General features: G+C 64.8%; 13 protein-coding genes and 1 pseudogene. 5 read left to right on the forward strand and 9 right to left on the reverse strand.

Going from position 1 to position 15,098, the window contains the following annotated elements; translation table 11 throughout:
- Positions 1–7: 7 nt before the first annotated feature.
- Positions 8–934: pseudogene (locus tag JGU72_RS22260) on the forward strand (SDR family NAD(P)-dependent oxidoreductase); the annotation flags it as partial.
- Between the two features lie 172 nt (positions 935–1,106).
- Here JGU72_RS22260 and JGU72_RS22265 read toward each other — a convergent pair.
- Both JGU72_RS22265 and JGU72_RS22270 read right to left on the reverse strand, forming a co-directional pair.
- Positions 1,107–2,012 carry a sucrase ferredoxin gene (locus tag JGU72_RS22265; RefSeq protein ID WP_307828560.1) on the reverse strand — a complete coding sequence of 302 codons (906 nt, stop codon included), beginning with the start codon at positions 2,010–2,012 and terminating at the stop codon, positions 1,107–1,109.
- Between the two features lie 8 nt (positions 2,013–2,020).
- On the reverse strand, positions 2,021–2,596 hold the full coding sequence (locus JGU72_RS22270) for a YdeI/OmpD-associated family protein (RefSeq protein ID WP_199686274.1): 576 nt from the start codon (positions 2,594–2,596) through the stop codon (positions 2,021–2,023).
- A gap of 23 nt (positions 2,597–2,619) precedes the next feature.
- On the opposite strand from JGU72_RS22270, the gene JGU72_RS22275 reads away from it, so the two are divergent.
- Positions 2,620–3,435, forward strand: a complete 816-nt coding sequence (locus tag JGU72_RS22275) for a helix-turn-helix domain-containing protein (RefSeq protein WP_199686275.1) — start codon at positions 2,620–2,622, stop codon at positions 3,433–3,435.
- A gap of 8 nt (positions 3,436–3,443) precedes the next feature.
- Here JGU72_RS22275 and JGU72_RS22280 read toward each other — a convergent pair whose 3' ends face one another.
- The 3 genes from JGU72_RS22280 to JGU72_RS22290 are packed head-to-tail and all read right to left on the reverse strand — an operon-like array spanning position 3,444 to position 6,538.
- Positions 3,444–4,196, reverse strand: a complete 753-nt coding sequence (locus JGU72_RS22280; protein ID WP_199686276.1) for an alpha/beta fold hydrolase — start codon at positions 4,194–4,196, stop codon at positions 3,444–3,446.
- Positions 4,197–4,223: 27 nt separating this feature from the next.
- Complete coding sequence (locus tag JGU72_RS22285; RefSeq protein WP_199686277.1) at positions 4,224–5,795, reverse strand: DNA polymerase Y family protein; 1,572 nt, start codon at positions 5,793–5,795, stop codon at positions 4,224–4,226.
- Positions 5,792–6,538, reverse strand: a complete 747-nt coding sequence (locus tag JGU72_RS22290) for a hypothetical protein (RefSeq protein WP_199686406.1) — start codon at positions 6,536–6,538, stop codon at positions 5,792–5,794. Before JGU72_RS22290 ends, JGU72_RS22285 begins: the two co-directional genes overlap by 4 nt.
- 316 nt (positions 6,539–6,854) lie before the next feature.
- Between JGU72_RS22290 and JGU72_RS22295 the strand changes: the two genes are divergently transcribed.
- Positions 6,855–8,033, forward strand: coding sequence for a serine/threonine-protein kinase (locus tag JGU72_RS22295; RefSeq protein WP_199686278.1), 1,179 nt, complete (start codon positions 6,855–6,857; stop codon positions 8,031–8,033).
- Between the two features lie 10 nt (positions 8,034–8,043).
- On the opposite strand, the gene JGU72_RS22300 is transcribed toward JGU72_RS22295, so the two are convergent.
- Positions 8,044–8,691 carry a response regulator gene (locus JGU72_RS22300; protein ID WP_199686279.1) on the reverse strand — a complete coding sequence of 216 codons (648 nt, stop codon included), beginning with the start codon at positions 8,689–8,691 and terminating at the stop codon, positions 8,044–8,046.
- The gene (locus JGU72_RS22305) at positions 8,688–10,016 is read right to left on the reverse strand and encodes an ATP-binding protein (RefSeq protein WP_199686280.1); all 1,329 of its coding nucleotides are present in this window, start codon (positions 10,014–10,016) and stop codon (positions 8,688–8,690) included. The genes JGU72_RS22300 and JGU72_RS22305 overlap by 4 nt, the downstream gene beginning before the upstream one ends.
- 96 nt (positions 10,017–10,112) lie before the next feature.
- Here JGU72_RS22305 and JGU72_RS22310 point away from each other — a divergent pair, with 96 nt between their 5' ends.
- Together JGU72_RS22310 and JGU72_RS22315 are read left to right on the forward strand one after the other, a co-directional pair.
- Positions 10,113–11,549, forward strand: a complete 1,437-nt coding sequence (locus JGU72_RS22310) for a PspC domain-containing protein (protein ID WP_199686281.1) — start codon at positions 10,113–10,115, stop codon at positions 11,547–11,549.
- Entirely contained in the window at positions 11,542–11,757 is a 216-nt protein-coding gene (locus JGU72_RS22315; RefSeq protein ID WP_199686282.1) for a hypothetical protein, read from the forward strand. Before JGU72_RS22310 ends, JGU72_RS22315 begins: the two co-directional genes overlap by 8 nt.
- 13 nt (positions 11,758–11,770) lie before the next feature.
- Here the strand turns inward: JGU72_RS22315 and guaA are convergent, their stop codons facing one another.
- On the reverse strand, positions 11,771–13,336 hold the full coding sequence (gene guaA, locus JGU72_RS22320; RefSeq protein WP_199686283.1) for a glutamine-hydrolyzing GMP synthase: 1,566 nt from the start codon (positions 13,334–13,336) through the stop codon (positions 11,771–11,773).
- A gap of 24 nt (positions 13,337–13,360) precedes the next feature.
- Positions 13,361–15,097, reverse strand: coding sequence for an FAD-dependent oxidoreductase (locus tag JGU72_RS22325; protein WP_199686284.1), 1,737 nt, complete (start codon positions 15,095–15,097; stop codon positions 13,361–13,363).
- Position 15,098: the final 1 nt, after the last annotated feature.

Consider the following 15,098-nt stretch of genomic DNA (forward strand, 5'->3'; position numbering starts at 1 on the left):
GCTCCAGCTCGCTGGCCGCCACATCATCATCACGGGCGCATCCTCGGGAATCGGACGCGCCTCCGCGCTCGCAGCAGCGAACAAGGGCGCGACCGTTCTGCTGCTCGCCCGGCGCGACGACGAACTGCAGGTCGTAGTCGAGGAGATCCGTGCCGCCGGCGGCAAAGCATTCGGATATCGATGCGACATAACCGAACCGGACGCCGTCGAAACAACTGTGCGGCTGATCCTCGAGGAGCATGGCCACGTCGACATGCTGGTGAACAACGCGGGTCGATCGATCAGGCGCTCGGTGTATCGCTCGACAGAACGACTCCACGACTTCGAGCGCACGATGGCCGTCAACTACTTCGGCGCAGTCCGCATGGTGCTGGCGCTGCTGCCGCACATGCGGGAACGGAAATTCGGCCACATCGTCAACGTCAGCAGCGCGGGAGTGCAGTTCAGCGCACCTCGTTACGCCGCCTACCTGGCAAGCAAAGCTGCTCTCGACAAGTTCAGCGACGTAGCCGCCGCTGAAACCCTGGCCGACAAGATCACTTTCACGACGATCCACATGCCGCTGGTCGATACCCCGATGATCGCGCCGACCGGTAAGCAGAACGTCACGCAGGCCGCGAGCCCGGAATGGGCTGCCGCGACGGTCGTCCGCGCGCTGATCGAACGGCCCAAACGAATCGACGTTCCCGCCGCGACCCTCGCGGAGTACGGCGCACTCATCGCCCCCAAGCTCAAGGACGCGGTCATGCATCGGGTCTATCGGCGCTTCCCCGAATCTGCCGCTGCAAAAGGCGAGCCGGTCAACGGCGAGCAAGCAACAGAACCTGATGGCCGGGCACAGTCAAATGGCAAACCGCGCAGCCAAGCAGCGCTCAAACGTGCGTCGAAGGTTGCGCAACGGCTGGGCAGGCTGGTTCCCGGCGCCCAATGGTGACTGCCCGGCATGTGAAACTCGGGCAAGAATAGGAAAGTCCCGCTGGCGGGTCGGGGGTCTGCCAGCGGGACTGCCTATGTAGTCGGTGGGTCCGCACAGAGTGTTACAAGCAATTTCGAAATCTTTTTTGGGGCTTGTGAACAGGTCAAACGCAACACATGTCCGACATTCCTCAACCTTCGGTACGTTGCACGCCGAGTTCTCGAAGGCGCACAACTTCGACGGCCTCCGCTGTTTTGGGCACGGCACCGCAGCTCGCAGGACGGGGTGGCAATGGACGTGTTCGGACGTGAGCCTCCCAGCGGCGCCCGTCGGTATGGACGACCACCGGATCCGACTGGGATTCGACGACGGTCAGCGCGTCGACCGACGCGTGAATCGTCGATCGAACCGCTACCTCGGCGGCCTGGGCATATGCCGTGTACGAGCTGCGGCCGCGCAGGCCGGTGACCGGAACGCTGCCGGCGACAACGGCCTCGACAACTGCCTCGCTCTGCTCGGCGTCGAGCCTGCCGTAGGTGTAACCGGTCGGCAGCATGATCATCGACGGCGCAAACCTATGCCCACCCGTGTGCGAGCATTCCCAGACCATGTCCCCGTATGTCGCGGCGAGGTGCGCTGCGACCGGCCGACCGAATCGCGCGCAACACTGGTCGCGCTTGCTGTGCGCACAGACGAGCACGGTCGGTTCGGTCACTCGGTCCCCGATCCCCGGCGGTGGACCCGCCAACCTGTCGAGGTCGATGTCGAGCAACTCGTCCAGAGCTCCGATGACGAGCCGCTCGCACCAGGTGTTGCCGGGCGCGGAACTTGCGAGCAGCACCGTCCGCTGTCCGGTCGCGACTGTGCGACCGGATCGGCGGACAAGCATCGGCCGCACGTTGGCCGCGGCTGTCCGACGGCCCAACTCGGCGGAGAGCTCCACCCCGAGGACTGCGTCACCGATCATGTCGCGACCCCACGGACCGGGCTGCTCGACGCACAGCCACGCAGTTGCGTGCGCGGCAGTGCCGGGCAGTGGCTCATCGACGGCTGATGCTGCCGAGCAGGTCAGGTTCGGCTCGTTCGTTGTGGTCACCGATCGGCCTAGTGGAGCTTCTTGCCCTGGGCAAACATATCGATGAACTTGGCAATTCGGCGGGCTCTCGTTTCCGGGCGCTTCGCGTCGTTCAGTTGCAGGTGGACCGCGAAGTGATTGCGCTTGTCCAGTGTCGCGAAGAAGGCTTGTGCCGCAGGACTCTTGGCTAACTCATCGAGAAAATCTTGCGGTACTTCTGCTTCGCTGGGCCGCTCGGTTGCACGGTCCCACCGCCCGTCGGCCTTGGCGCGATCGATCTCGGCCTGGCCCGCCGGGCGCATTCGGCCCTGACCGATGAGGTCGGCGACCTTTTCCTGATTACGTTTGGACCACGGGCTCTGGGCACGACGGGGCGTGAAGCCCTGCAGATAGAAGTCGTCGTCGATTCGCCGCGCCTGCCCATCGATCCACCCGAAGCACAATGCCTCGTCGAGTGCGCGAGCGTGGTTGATCGACTTCTGCCCCGTCCCCTTCTTGGCAATCTTGATCCAGACGCCGTCGAACACGTTGTGATTCTGCTCGAGCCACTCGCGGAATTCCGCCTCGTCCGCGAAGTACTCGGTCGGCCGTTCGGGTGTGGGCATGAGTCGATTCTAGGATTACCGATGTGCCACACGACGAGCCCCGCGGTGAACCTGGCGCAGTCCTGCGGCCTGATATCGCCGATCCGTTGATCGATGTGAAACGCGTGCGGCCACGAGAATCGTTGCGGCCCTTCGTCGACTACCTGTGGCTCGTGCGCTGGACGATCACTGCAGAGCACCGGCAGCAGGTGCTGCCGCAGCCGAAGATTCATCTTGCAGCCGAGAAGGGCCGCCTGCTGGTGCACGGGGTGAGTCGAGAACCGTTCTTTCGCACCTTTACTACTTCGGGACACGTCATCGGGGTCGCGTTCCGCCCGGGCGGCTTTCGGCCGTTCCTCCGTTCGAGCGTCGGCGCAATCGAGGGAAGAGTCGTTCCTGCAGGCGAGTTGCTGGCTCTCGACGATCGACCGACCGCACAAGAGGTGCTCGCTGCGCAGGACGACGCAGTGATCGTGGCAGGTATCGAGAGGTATCTGGAAAGCCTTGACCCCGAACCGGATCCGATGATCGAGGAGGTCGCAGCGATCGTCGAGCGAATCGAGAGCGACACCGGCGTGCACCGCGTCGACCAGGTTGCGAAGTTCGCGGGTATGAGTGCCCGAACCCTGCAGCGGCTCTTCACGGATTACGTTGGCATTGCACCGAAGTGGGTCATTCAACGGCGTCGGCTGATCGACGCTGCGGAACATGCGCACAACGGTCCGGTGGTGTGGGCCGACCTCGCCGATCAGCTCGGCTTCAGCGATCAAGCTCATCTCATTCGCGCCTGGACGGCAGCGGTAGGAACACCGCCGGCAACCTACGTTCGTGAGACTCGCGGCTGGCGTCCACGCGGGTGAGGAGCCCGTCAGTCGGACATCAGGAACGGCAGAACCACACCTTCGAAATCCGAGTACCGGTCGCGATGAATGCTGTGCCCGGAGCTGAATCTGACGACCGTGCAGTCGGGAATCGCTTGGACCATTGCGTCGAGTTTGATCGGGTCGACCATCCCGCCCTTGCCACCCCGTAAGACCAGAGTGGGTGCCGTGATGTCCGGCAACCGCTCCCACCACGTGGGGTTCGGTTTCCGAAACTGCGCCAGGGCCGACGAGGTCATCGAGCGGTCGAATGCGAGTACCGCTCGTGGGTGCCGGACGACGCTGGACGCCGCATGCCACAACTCGGGAGCCGAAGGGAAACGGCCTGTCAGTTGAGCAGGCGGATCCCCGACCCGCATCGGTAGCGGACACTCTTCGATGACGAGTCGACGAACCAGTTCGGGGCGCGTCTGGGCGATCTCGGAGATCGCGTACCCACCGAGCGAATGCCCGACAAAGTCTGCGGAGAGCAGGTTCAATTCGTCGCAGAGCCGGAGAACGTCTGCGCCGAAGTCGTTGAACAGATAGGTGGGCGCATGGGCGCTGCGGCCATGTCCACGAAGATCCGGAATGATCACCCGACGACCTTTTGCGACGAGTTCGCGAGCAAATCGGTCCCAGGTGTACCCGTCCCCGCCCATGCCGTGGACCAAAACGACCGGGACCGGATCGGGCGAGCCCGAATCGCGGTATGCGATGTTCACACCGGCCAGCGCCACAGTGCTCGTCGTCAGGTCCACAAAGGCAGCGTAATGGCAGATCGAGACTCACTCGTAAACCCCCTCGACGCTCCAGGCGCTGTCGTGAAACGCCAACAGCAAAGCCTTCGGCTCGTCCAACAGAACCTGGGCTCGTGCCGCGTTGTGACTTGCGGCAGGATCCCACCACCGCTCGTCCACCGACCACGGACCTGCCCAACCACGTAGCTGCCATACCCTTGTCCCCCAACGCAATCGATCCGGAACCGAATCGAAGACGCCACGCTCGGTGACCAGCACCGGCGCACCGTTGCAGTCCTCGAGCGCCACTTCGGGTCTGCTGTCGAGCACCGCCGCAGGTGCGGGCTCGGGTAGTCGCCCGGGCCACGGAGCAGCGGGATCCGACTCCGGGACCAGTTCGTCCCCCAGCGGAACGAGGGTGATCCGTTCTGCCGGTCCCCTACCGCCGCTGAGCACCCCGACTTGAACCGCCTCACCACCGAGTAGACCCTGCACGCGGACAAGCGCTCGACGTGCCCGCTCGTCGCCCTCACCGACGCCACCCCACAGCCCGAGCTGCAGCGCACTCGCAGCAACCACCTCGACCGGTTCGAGGCGCAGAGTGGTGATACCTGCGGTGGGCTTGGATTCGCTGCGACCGGTCAGCCAGCCGTCCAGCTGCCACCGCACCCGGTCTGCTGTTCCCTCCGGGGTCAACGGTTCCGCGCACCGCCATGTTCGCGAGAGGTGCTCACCGTTGCCAGTGCTTGCCTGAACGAGTAGCCGGGTACATGCAACGGCCGCTGCTGCCAATTTGACGTGCAATTGCTCCGCAAGAGATCGGCCTGCGAAGGCTGCCGCGTCGACCCGATCGATCGGGGGGTCCATCTGCTGCTCCACTTCGAGGTTCGGTGGCAGCGCACGTGCAGAAGGCGGACGTTCGGGCTCGCCCCTCGAACTGCGATGAGCGGCGACGGCGTCGGTTCCGAACCGCGACGCCACGTCGACAGGCGAGAGCGCGGCGAACGCGCCGATTGTCCGTAAACCCAAGCGGTGTAACAGATCCACGAGATCGGTGCGCTCGGGTGCGGCAAGGCTAGGTTCGGCCGACAACTCCGATATCGGTAGCGGCGCAAGGAATTGGGCACCACCGCCACGCGGCACTATCGCAGCCCTGCGGGCTGCAATCACTGCTGTCGACAACTCGTCCGCAATCCCGATCTGACATTCGACTCCGGTCGCCGCGGCCTCGTCCACCAGTCGTTCGGCCGCCGCATGTTCGGATCCGAAGTATCGGCTGACACCGCGCGCCGACAGCACAAGCAATCCGGGGCGTAGCACCTCGACACCAGGGGCAATTGCGTCGATTGCAGCAGCGACCGGTTCGAACAGACGCGCATCGCGGTCCGGATCCGCGAGAGCGATATAGACCTGTGGGCATCTGGCCTGGGCTTCGCGCTTGCGTAGCCCGCGTCTGACACCCTCGGTTCGCGCAGTGGCCGAACACGCGATCACCCGGTTCGCCGAAGTGACGGCAATGGGACCGGTCGGCGAGATGTCAGCTGCAACTGCAGCGGCAATTGCCGGCCAGTCAGGACACCAGAGGGCAAGAACACGCGACTGCGCCTTGGGCGCCGTCATATCGAAACCGCTTCCGGCAGTTGCACTATCGCAGGGCGGGCAACCGGAGTAACCCATTCGATCCTGCCGTCCACCTGCTGCACATCCAATCGCGCGATTGCCGGACCGAAGGCCCTGCCCTGCGCACGAACAGCCAATTGCAGAGACCGCAGCCGCCCCGACCCCCTACCTAGACCGCCATAGCCGACCACTCGAGCATCGAGCCTGAGTTCCGCGCCAGACCATTGGCCGTCGGCTACGACGAGAGTGCACCCCTTGCTACGCGCTCGCGCGACGACAGCACGCGCTCGCGTTGGCGACACAGTTGCGCCGCCGAGACCGAGAACAACCAGATCCATCCCGTCCAGCAACACCGCCGCGACTTCGACGGGATCCGGGCCAGGATCTGGCACCAGCGCGATGCGGCCAAGTTGAGCTCCCATTTCGCAGGCAGCGAGCAACCCCAGCCGAGGCCTGCCGATCACGACTGCATGACCACCTCCAGCAGTTACCGAAGCGAGCAAACCTACGAGCAAAGAACTTGCGCCGGCAATCGATACGACCGATCCCCTGACCAATCCACCGAAGGGCAGCAAGTCTGCCAGCGCACCAGGCACCTGCAAAACCTGAGTCGATTCTTCTTCCGCCCCTAGGGGAATTCGCAGATTCTTGGCCTCGCCACGAGCTGGAACAGCAGCGATTCGACTCCTGAGCAACTCGAGGCGCTCTTGTCGAGACAGCCCGGAAAGTGCAGCATCCCCCATGAAACCGCTCGGCTGTTCTGCAAAATCAACTGGAAAACTCAACCTCGAACTCCCATACCTCCAGCGATCGAGGAACTCCGAGACCGAAGCACGCACGATCGAAGACAGTCACCAACAGCCGTCAAGGCATTGGCAACCACGGGGAAGACGTGGTCGACAACCTCTGTTAACTACAAGTTTGTCGAACAGATTTTCGACTGATTTCAGTAAACCGACTTGGCGCTCCTGAGTCAAGTCCGAATTATGGCAACTTTTCAGCTATCGTGCGATGGGCTAGTGGTCGGACTCAGCGCCAACACGCGATACGCTCGCAAAGGTGACCAGACACTCAGGACCGGGAGTCGGGCCGGACTACCTCGTCGCGGGCCGTTACCGATTGCGCTCGAAGCTCGGCGGCGGCATGAGTTCGGTGTGGTTGGCACACGACAAACTGCTCGACCGCGAGGTCGCCATCAAGCAGGTCGCCTCGACCGCTCGTCTCGATCCGGACAAGGCCGCAGAGGTTCGCGAGAGCACCATTCGCGAAGGCCGAATGGCTGCCCAACTCTCGCACGTTCACGCCATCGCGATGTACGACGTCGCCCTGGACTCCGGTGAACCCTGGCTCGTCATGGAGTACATCCCCTCCCGCAGCCTCGCGCAGGCACTGCACATCACCGACACGCTGTCGCCTTTCGAGGTCGCACAGATCGGAGCGCAGGTTGCCGACGCACTCGCAAAAGCGCACGCCGCCGGCATCATCCACCGCGACATCAAGCCTGGAAACATCCTCGTCGCAGATCGCGGCAGACACGTCGGCACGGTCAAGATCGGCGACTTCGGGATCTCGCGTGCAATCGGCGACCACGGCGAACGGTCCGACATGATCACCGGCACCCCCGCCTACTTCGCTCCCGAGGTCGCCCGTGGCAAAGACCCGACCGAAGCGAGCGACGTCTTCTCCCTCGGCGCCACGCTGTACACCGCCATCGAAGGCCACCCGCCGTTCGGCTTCGACGAAGATACGCAAGCCCTGTTGCAGAAGATCGCATCCGCCGCGATCATCCCGCCCGAGCACAGCGCCGAACTCACCGACATCCTTCTCGACATGCTCGAACCGGATCCGGATCGGCGACCGACCATGGCGCAGGTACGCGATACGCTCGCACATCTTGCCGCCGGTGAGGGCGGTAATCCCGCCTACATCTTCGGCGTACCGATCCGTGACTCCGACGGGTCGACCCCCGGCTGGGCACAACGAAACGCCGTCTTCACCGAACGCCGTCCGAACCGGCCACCCGACCGGCCACTTGCTCCCGAATACCGGCCCGCACCAGCACTCCCGAAGAAAATCCCAGTCAGGCAGGCCGCTGCGCCCGCACAGGGCCGTGTTCGACCGAAAAGGGCTGAACCGCAAGCAAAATCACAGGCCGCGCCACTCCTCATCGCCATGGGGCTGCTACTTGTGGTGATACTCGTGCTAGCTGGTGGCGTCTTCATGCTTACCCGGTTCTGACACCCGGACCTCAGTCGATCCGGCGTCGGTGCGCCCATCTTGTCAACGCGTTCCTGTTGGATTGCTGCGTCTTTCGAAGCACGTTCGAGGCGTGCGTCTCGACCGTTTTCACCGAGATGAAGAGATCCTCCGCGATCTCGCGATAGGTGTAGCCGCGCGCCAATAGCCGCAGCACTTCGAGTTCGCGCGGGGTCAGAGAATCGAGTTCGGGATCGAGCGGCGGCTCCGGAACCGCGGACCGCCCGGTGAACGAATCGAGCACGAACCCTGCCAACCGCGGACTGAACACCGCGTCCCCACTTGCGACCCGTCTGATGCCCTCGGCCAGTTCGGCACCCGAAATCGTCTTCGTCACGTAACCGCGCGCACCCGCACGGATCACCGCAATCACGTCTTCGGCTGCGTCGGACACACTCAGCGCCAGGCACACGGGTCCGCTGTCGATGCCGCCCAGCACCGACACCCCGCCGCCGTCGGGCATGTGCACGTCGAGCAGCACCACATCCGGCCGGGTCGCGTTGATTCCTGCGACGGCAGCGGCGACTCCGCCTGCCTCGCCGACTACCTCGATATCGGACTCCCTGCCGAGCTCGGCTCGGACGCCGGAGCGGAATACAGCGTGATCGTCGACCAGAAATACGCGGCAGCGCGTCGTCACCGAAGCTGCTCCTCGGCGGTGCGGCCCAACTCGGCATCGCGAAGAGATTCCCGAACAATGTTGCGTGGCATGCGAATACGAATCTCGGTCCCCTTACCCAGCGCCGAACGTACCTTGACGTCGCCTCCGCGACGCTCGATGCGCCCGCAGATCGAGCGAGCCAGGCCCTGCCGGTCCGACGATACCGCGTCGACGTCGAAGCCCGACCCGCGATCACGGACGAAGACACTGACCCGCTCGGCCTCGACCTCGGCGAAGAGGTCGACCTCGTCTGCCCCGGAATGCTTGGCTGCATTCACCAGCGCCTCACGGGTTGCGCCGAGGAGTGCGGTGAACTGCTCCTTCGGCAACCCGGACGCGAGCTCGTCCGTTCCGCTCCCTCCGGCTAGCGTCAGATCGCCGACCGTCACGGGAGTGACCTTCACACCGTGCTGATCCTCGACCTCGCCGGCAATCGTCCGCATCGCGGCGGCCAAGCTCGCATACGCTGTCTCACCGCCGCTGAACAGCCATTTGCGTAGTTCGCGCTCCTGACTGCGAGCCAGTCGCACGACCTCTTGCGGGCTCTGCGCCTGTCGCTGGATGAGGGCGAGCGTCTGCAGCACCGAATCGTGCAGGTGCGATGCGATCTCTTCCCGTTCCTCGTTGCGAATTCGCGCTGCACGCTCGGCGTTGAGTGCGCGCAACATCCGGAGCCACAGCGGGACGGTCAGCAAACCCGCGCCGATCAGCGTCACGAATACGGCCAGCAAAGAAGACCCCAGCGACCCGAGGTCCACGCGGGCGAACACGACGACACCGAGCCCGACGACGATAAGTGTTGCGCCACCGACGATTCGGGCCCAGGTCAGAACCGATGGCCGCTGCGGCAGGCCGAAAACCGACCGCGGACCGTCCGCATCGAACTCGCGCCACACCAAAGCCGCGCCGACCGCAACGATGATGATCGGCACGATGATCTGCGCCGCGGTTCCGCTGAACACCCACGAAACGGCAGCCGAAAGCCCCAGACCGATGATCGCGAACCCATAGGCCTGCTTGCGCTCTGTCGAAGTGGGTCGCCCGGTATCCGCCCCGCCGGGCGTGAAGATCCACAGCAGTCCGTACGCAACCATTCCTGCACCCGCCAGCGCGGCTAGGAACGCGAATGCCACCCGGACCTTGAGTACGTCGATTCCAAGGTGGTCGGCAAGTCCGCCTGCGACCCCGCCCACGATGCGACCACCCGATCGCCGTACGAGGCGACCGGGCGCGGGTTCCGGGATCGGAATCGGGAAGGCGGGCGGCACATCTTCGATACTGCCCGATCCGAAGCCTCCTGACATCGGGGATCGCCCTGATCTGGAGGGTGTTCTCGGCAGGCTCAAAGATCAGGGTTCCCCCCGATGCGCGCAGACGCCCTGTCCGGCCACGATTGCTCCATGAGCAACGCAACCCTGTCCGACCAGCTGCACGACATGTGGCGAACGAGGCCGGTCCGCCTACCCGACAAGGGCCCAGTCGCGGGAGTCGCCGCGGGAATCGGCTACCGCTACGGCGTCGATCCGGTCCTGATCCGCGTCGCGTTCGTCGTATCCACGATCTTCGGCGGCGCCGGCATCGTCTTCTACCTCGCAGGCTGGCTGTTCCTCAACCACGCCGGCGATCAGTCCTCGGCCGCCGAGTCCCTGTTCGGCAAGGGCCGCAGCTCCGAATCGCACACAAAGGCGATCGTCCTCGTCGTAGCGCTCGCGATCGCCGTCACGACGATGGGTCCGATCGGAGTCGGCATGGGCGGTTCCGGCCTCATCAGCGCAGCGCTGATGATGGGCGGTTGGTGGCTGTTGCACCAGCGGCAACCACTCCCGCCGCCGCTACCGATCGGCTCCTACACCGCCGCGTCCCCGGTCGTCGATTTTTCGTCGACTCCGTTCTCCGCCAATCGATTCGGAACCACTCCACCCCAGCCCGGTCCCACAGATCTCTATACTCCCCACACCCGACTGCCGGACCGATACGTTCCCGAGCCGCGCGTTCCGGACCCGCGCACCGACGACGCCGCAGAGCGGCCCATCACACTCGACAAGACTTCGGCCGACCGACCGGCAACGCAGTCGAACACCGCCTCGGGACCGTCCTTGGAAAAATCTGCGGACAACCCGACCGCGACCAAAAGCTTCCCTGTCGCAGGATCCCCAGGAATCGACATGCCACCGTCGTGGGATCCGCTCGGTGTCGCACCGTTCGCCTGGGACCTGCCCGAGCCGACGCCACCGGTACAGGGCATCACGACGTTGCCGCGCAAGCGTTCCCGGCTGACCACGACGGTCCTCGGGATTGCGATTCTCGCGGCAGCGGGCACCGGAACGGCCGCTGCGACCGGTGCCGATTGGCTCACTCCCGGCCGGGTCGGTGCGGTCGCGCTCGCGATCATCGGCCTGGGTTTGATCGTCGGCGCCTTCCTGCGACGCGGTTACGGCCTGCTGGTGGTGACCGGTCCGTTGATGGGATTCGTCGTTCTCGCATCCGTGATCGGACCGCTCGACCTCGACGAGGCCACCTTCGGCGAACACAGTTGGCGGCCGACCACTTTGGGCGACCTGCAGTCGAAGTATGCGATCACGCTCGGCTCGGGAGAGCTCGACCTGCGATCGCTGCAACTGACCGCGGACCATACGATTGCACTGGACGCACAACTCGGCGAGATCAAGGTCCTCGTTCCGGAGAACATGAACATCCGGAAGAACAGCACGATCTTCGCCGGTGAGACGACCGGCATGCCCGATGGTCTCGATGGCGGAGCCGACGGCACCAACGGGCCGACCCTGACCCTCGATATCAATTCCCGGATGGCAAGCGTGGAGGTGCGCCGTGGCTGACGACAACGCCCAGGAATCAACGACGAAGAAGGGTCCGTCCGGACTCCTGATGCTCGCCGGTCTACTCGCCCTGGCAGTCAGTGTGTGGGCGCTCGCCGGGCCGAGCGCGTGGAGCGGACTGCTCGACTTCCACTTCGGCTGGGTGTTCGTTGTTGCCGCGATCGTGGTCGGCCTGGTGCTGGTCGTGTCGCCCGGCAAAAGGTCCTAGACCCGCGCAGCGCCTACTCCCACTCGATAGTGCCCGGCGGCTTGCTCGTCACGTCCAGCACGACCCGGTTCACCTCTGCTACCTCATTGGTGATCCGGGTCGAAATGCGTTCCAGGACTTCGTAAGGCAACCGCGTCCAGTCGGCGGTCATCGCGTCTTCGCTCGACACGGGCCGCAGCACGATCGGATGGCCGTAGGTCCGGCCGTCGCCCTGCACGCCGACGCTGCGCACGTCGGCGAGCAATACCACCGGGCACTGCCAGATCTGGCCGTCGAGCCCGGCGGACGTCAACTCTTCACGTGCGATGGCGTCGGCTTGGCGCAGTAATGCGAGCCGGTCTCTGGTGACCTCTCCGACGATCCGGATCGCCAGGCCGGGGCCCGGGAACGGTTGCCGTCCAACGATTTCCTCGGGTAGACCCAGCTCGCGTCCGACCGCGCGGACCTCGTCCTTGAACAGCAGGCGCAACGGTTCGACGAGTGCGAACTCGAGGTCGTCGGGTAGCCCGCCGACATTGTGGTGGCTCTTGATGTTCGCGGTCCCCGAACCGCCGCCCGACTCGACCACATCCGGATACAACGTGCCCTGCACCAGGAACTCGACCGAGCGGTCGGTGTCTTCGCCGACGACCTCCGCGACCGCCCCTTCGAAGCTTCGGATGAACTCGCGGCCGATGATCTTGCGCTTCTCTTCCGGGTCCGAGACACCGTCGAGTTCGCCCAGGAACTTGTCGACCGCGTCGACCGTGACGAGCTTGGCACCGGTCGCCGAAACGAAGTCCTGCTGCACTTGCTCCCGTTCGCCGGCACGCAGAAGTCCGTGGTCGACGAAAACACAGGTCAAGCGGTCACCGATCGCGCGCTGCACGAGCGCCGCAGCCACGGCCGAGTCGACGCCGCCGGACAGGCCGCAGATGGCGTGTCCGTCTGCGATCTGTTCGCGAACCGTGGCGATCAGCGATTCGGCGATGTTCGCCGCGGTCCACTTCGCGTCGATACCCGCGATGTCGTGCAGGAACCGGCTCAGTACCTGCTGACCGTGTGGCGAGTGCAGCACCTCGGGGTGGTACTGCACACCGGCGAGCCGGCGCTCGATATTTTCGAACGCTGCAACTGGGGCGCCCGTGCTGGTTCCGGTCACCTCGAAGCCGGCGGGCGCATCCGTCACAGCGTCGCCGTGTGACATCCAGACCGGTTGCAACGTCGGCAGACCGCCGTGCAGAACTCCGCCGTCGACGCTCAGTTCCGTTCGGCCGTACTCGCGCGTCCCGGTCTGTGCAACGGTGCCGCCGAGCGCCGCAGCCATGGCCTGGAAGCCGTAGCAGATACCGAAGACCGGCACGTCGAGGTCGAAGAGCCGCGGGTCCAGGCGCGGCGCGCCGTCGGCGTACACGCTCGACGGACCGCCCGAAAGGATCACCGCCGCAGGATTCTTCGCGGCAATATCCTCGACGGTCGCCGTATGCGGCACGACCTCCGAGTAGACCTTTGCCTCTCGCACCCGCCGAGCGATCAACTGCGCGTACTGGGCGCCGAAGTCGACGACGAGAACCGGCCTGGTCTGCTGGGTATCTGCCACCCCGAAGAGTCTAGTGGGCGCAGCTCACGAGGCCGTGGACGCCTTGACCGGGAAGATCGGCAACCGCAGCGCACCGGGTGCGCCCTCCGGCACGACGGGATGGTTCGGCACGACCGCCGCGATCCGCTCGTACGCGGACCCCTGTGCCGGTCGCAGGTCGGCTTCGCCCTTGTTCGGCCACATCGACGCCGCCCGTTCGGCCTGCGCGCAGATCGTGAGGGACGGATTGACGCCGAGGTTCGCGGACACCGCAGCACCGTCGACGACGCTCAATGTCGGATAGCCGTACACCCGCTGGTAGGGGTCGATGACGCCGTGTTCGGCATCGTTTCCGATCGCGGCACCACCGAGGAAGTGGGCCGTCAGCGGGATGTTGAAGAGCTCGCCCCATGTGCCGCCCGCGACGCCGTCGATCTTCTCCGCAACTCGGCGCGTGGCCTCGTTACCTGCGGGAATCCACGTCGGGTTCGGTTCACCGTGCCCTTGTTTGCTCGTGTACTTGCGCCCGAACACACCACGCTTCGTATAGGTGGTGATCGAGTTGTCGAGATGCTGCATGACCAGCGCGATGACGGTCCGCTCGCTCCAATTCTTGACCGACATCATCCGCACGAACTGCCGCGGATGAGACAGCATCACGAACACGAACTTCAGCCAGCGCGGAATCTTGCCGCCGCCGTCGACCATGAGTGTCTGCAACAGCCCCATCGAGTTGGAACCCTTGCCGTACCGGACCGGCTCGATGTGCGTGTCCGGTGTGGGGTGGAAGGAGGACGTGATCGCGACGCCGCGCGTGAGGTCCAACTCCGGATCGACCGTGTACTTGCCGGCGCCGACGATCGACTCCGAGTTCGTACGCGTGAGAACGCCGAGCTTGTCCGACAGCTGCGGCAGCACGCCCTTGTCTCGCATGGCGAAGAGCAGATGCTGCGTTCCCCAGGTTCCGGCGGCGAGGACCACTTGACCTGCCGTGTACGTCTGTGGCCGCTTGCGGATCAGTGCGCCGGTACGAACGGTGGAGACCTCCCAACTGCCGTCCGGGCGCGGACGGACCGCGTCGACCGTCGTCAGCGGAACGATCGTCGCGCCTGCTTTCTCGGCCAGTCCGAGGTAGTTCTTCAGCAACGTGTTCTTTGCGCCGTGCCGGCAACCTGTCATGCACTCGCCACACTCGATGCACCCGGTGCGCTCGGGCCCGGCGCCACCGAAGAACGGGTCGGGCACCGTCTTTCCTGGCTCACCGAAAAACACCCCGACCGGTGTGTGGACGAATGTGTCACCGACGCCCATGTCGTCGGCGACCGACTTCATGATCTCGTCTGCCGGTGTCATATGCGGGTTGCGGACAACGCCCAGCATCCGCTGCGCCTGCTCGTAGTGCGGCGTCAGTTCGCTGCGCCAGTCCGTGATGTCGCGCCACTGCGCATCCTTGAAGAACGGTTCCGGCGGCTGGTAGAGCGTGTTCGCATAGTTCAGCGAACCACCGCCGACGCCGGCGCCACCGAGCACGATGACGTTGCGCAGCAAGTGGATACGCTGAATTCCGTAGCAGCCGAGCTTCGGCGCCCACAGAAACTTCCGCAGATGCCAGCTGTTCTTTGCGAAGTCGGCGTCAGCGAAGCGCTGACCCGCCTCGAGGATGCCTACGCGGTATCCCTTTTCGACGAGACGCAGCGCTGTGACGCTGCCGCCGAAACCGGATCCGACGATGAGAACGTCGAAATCTGTCGCATCATTGCTGGACGTGCGCGAGTTGGCCACG

Source organism: Antrihabitans auranticaus, assembly GCF_016481275.1.
GTDB lineage: Bacteria > Actinomycetota > Actinomycetes > Mycobacteriales > Mycobacteriaceae > Antrihabitans.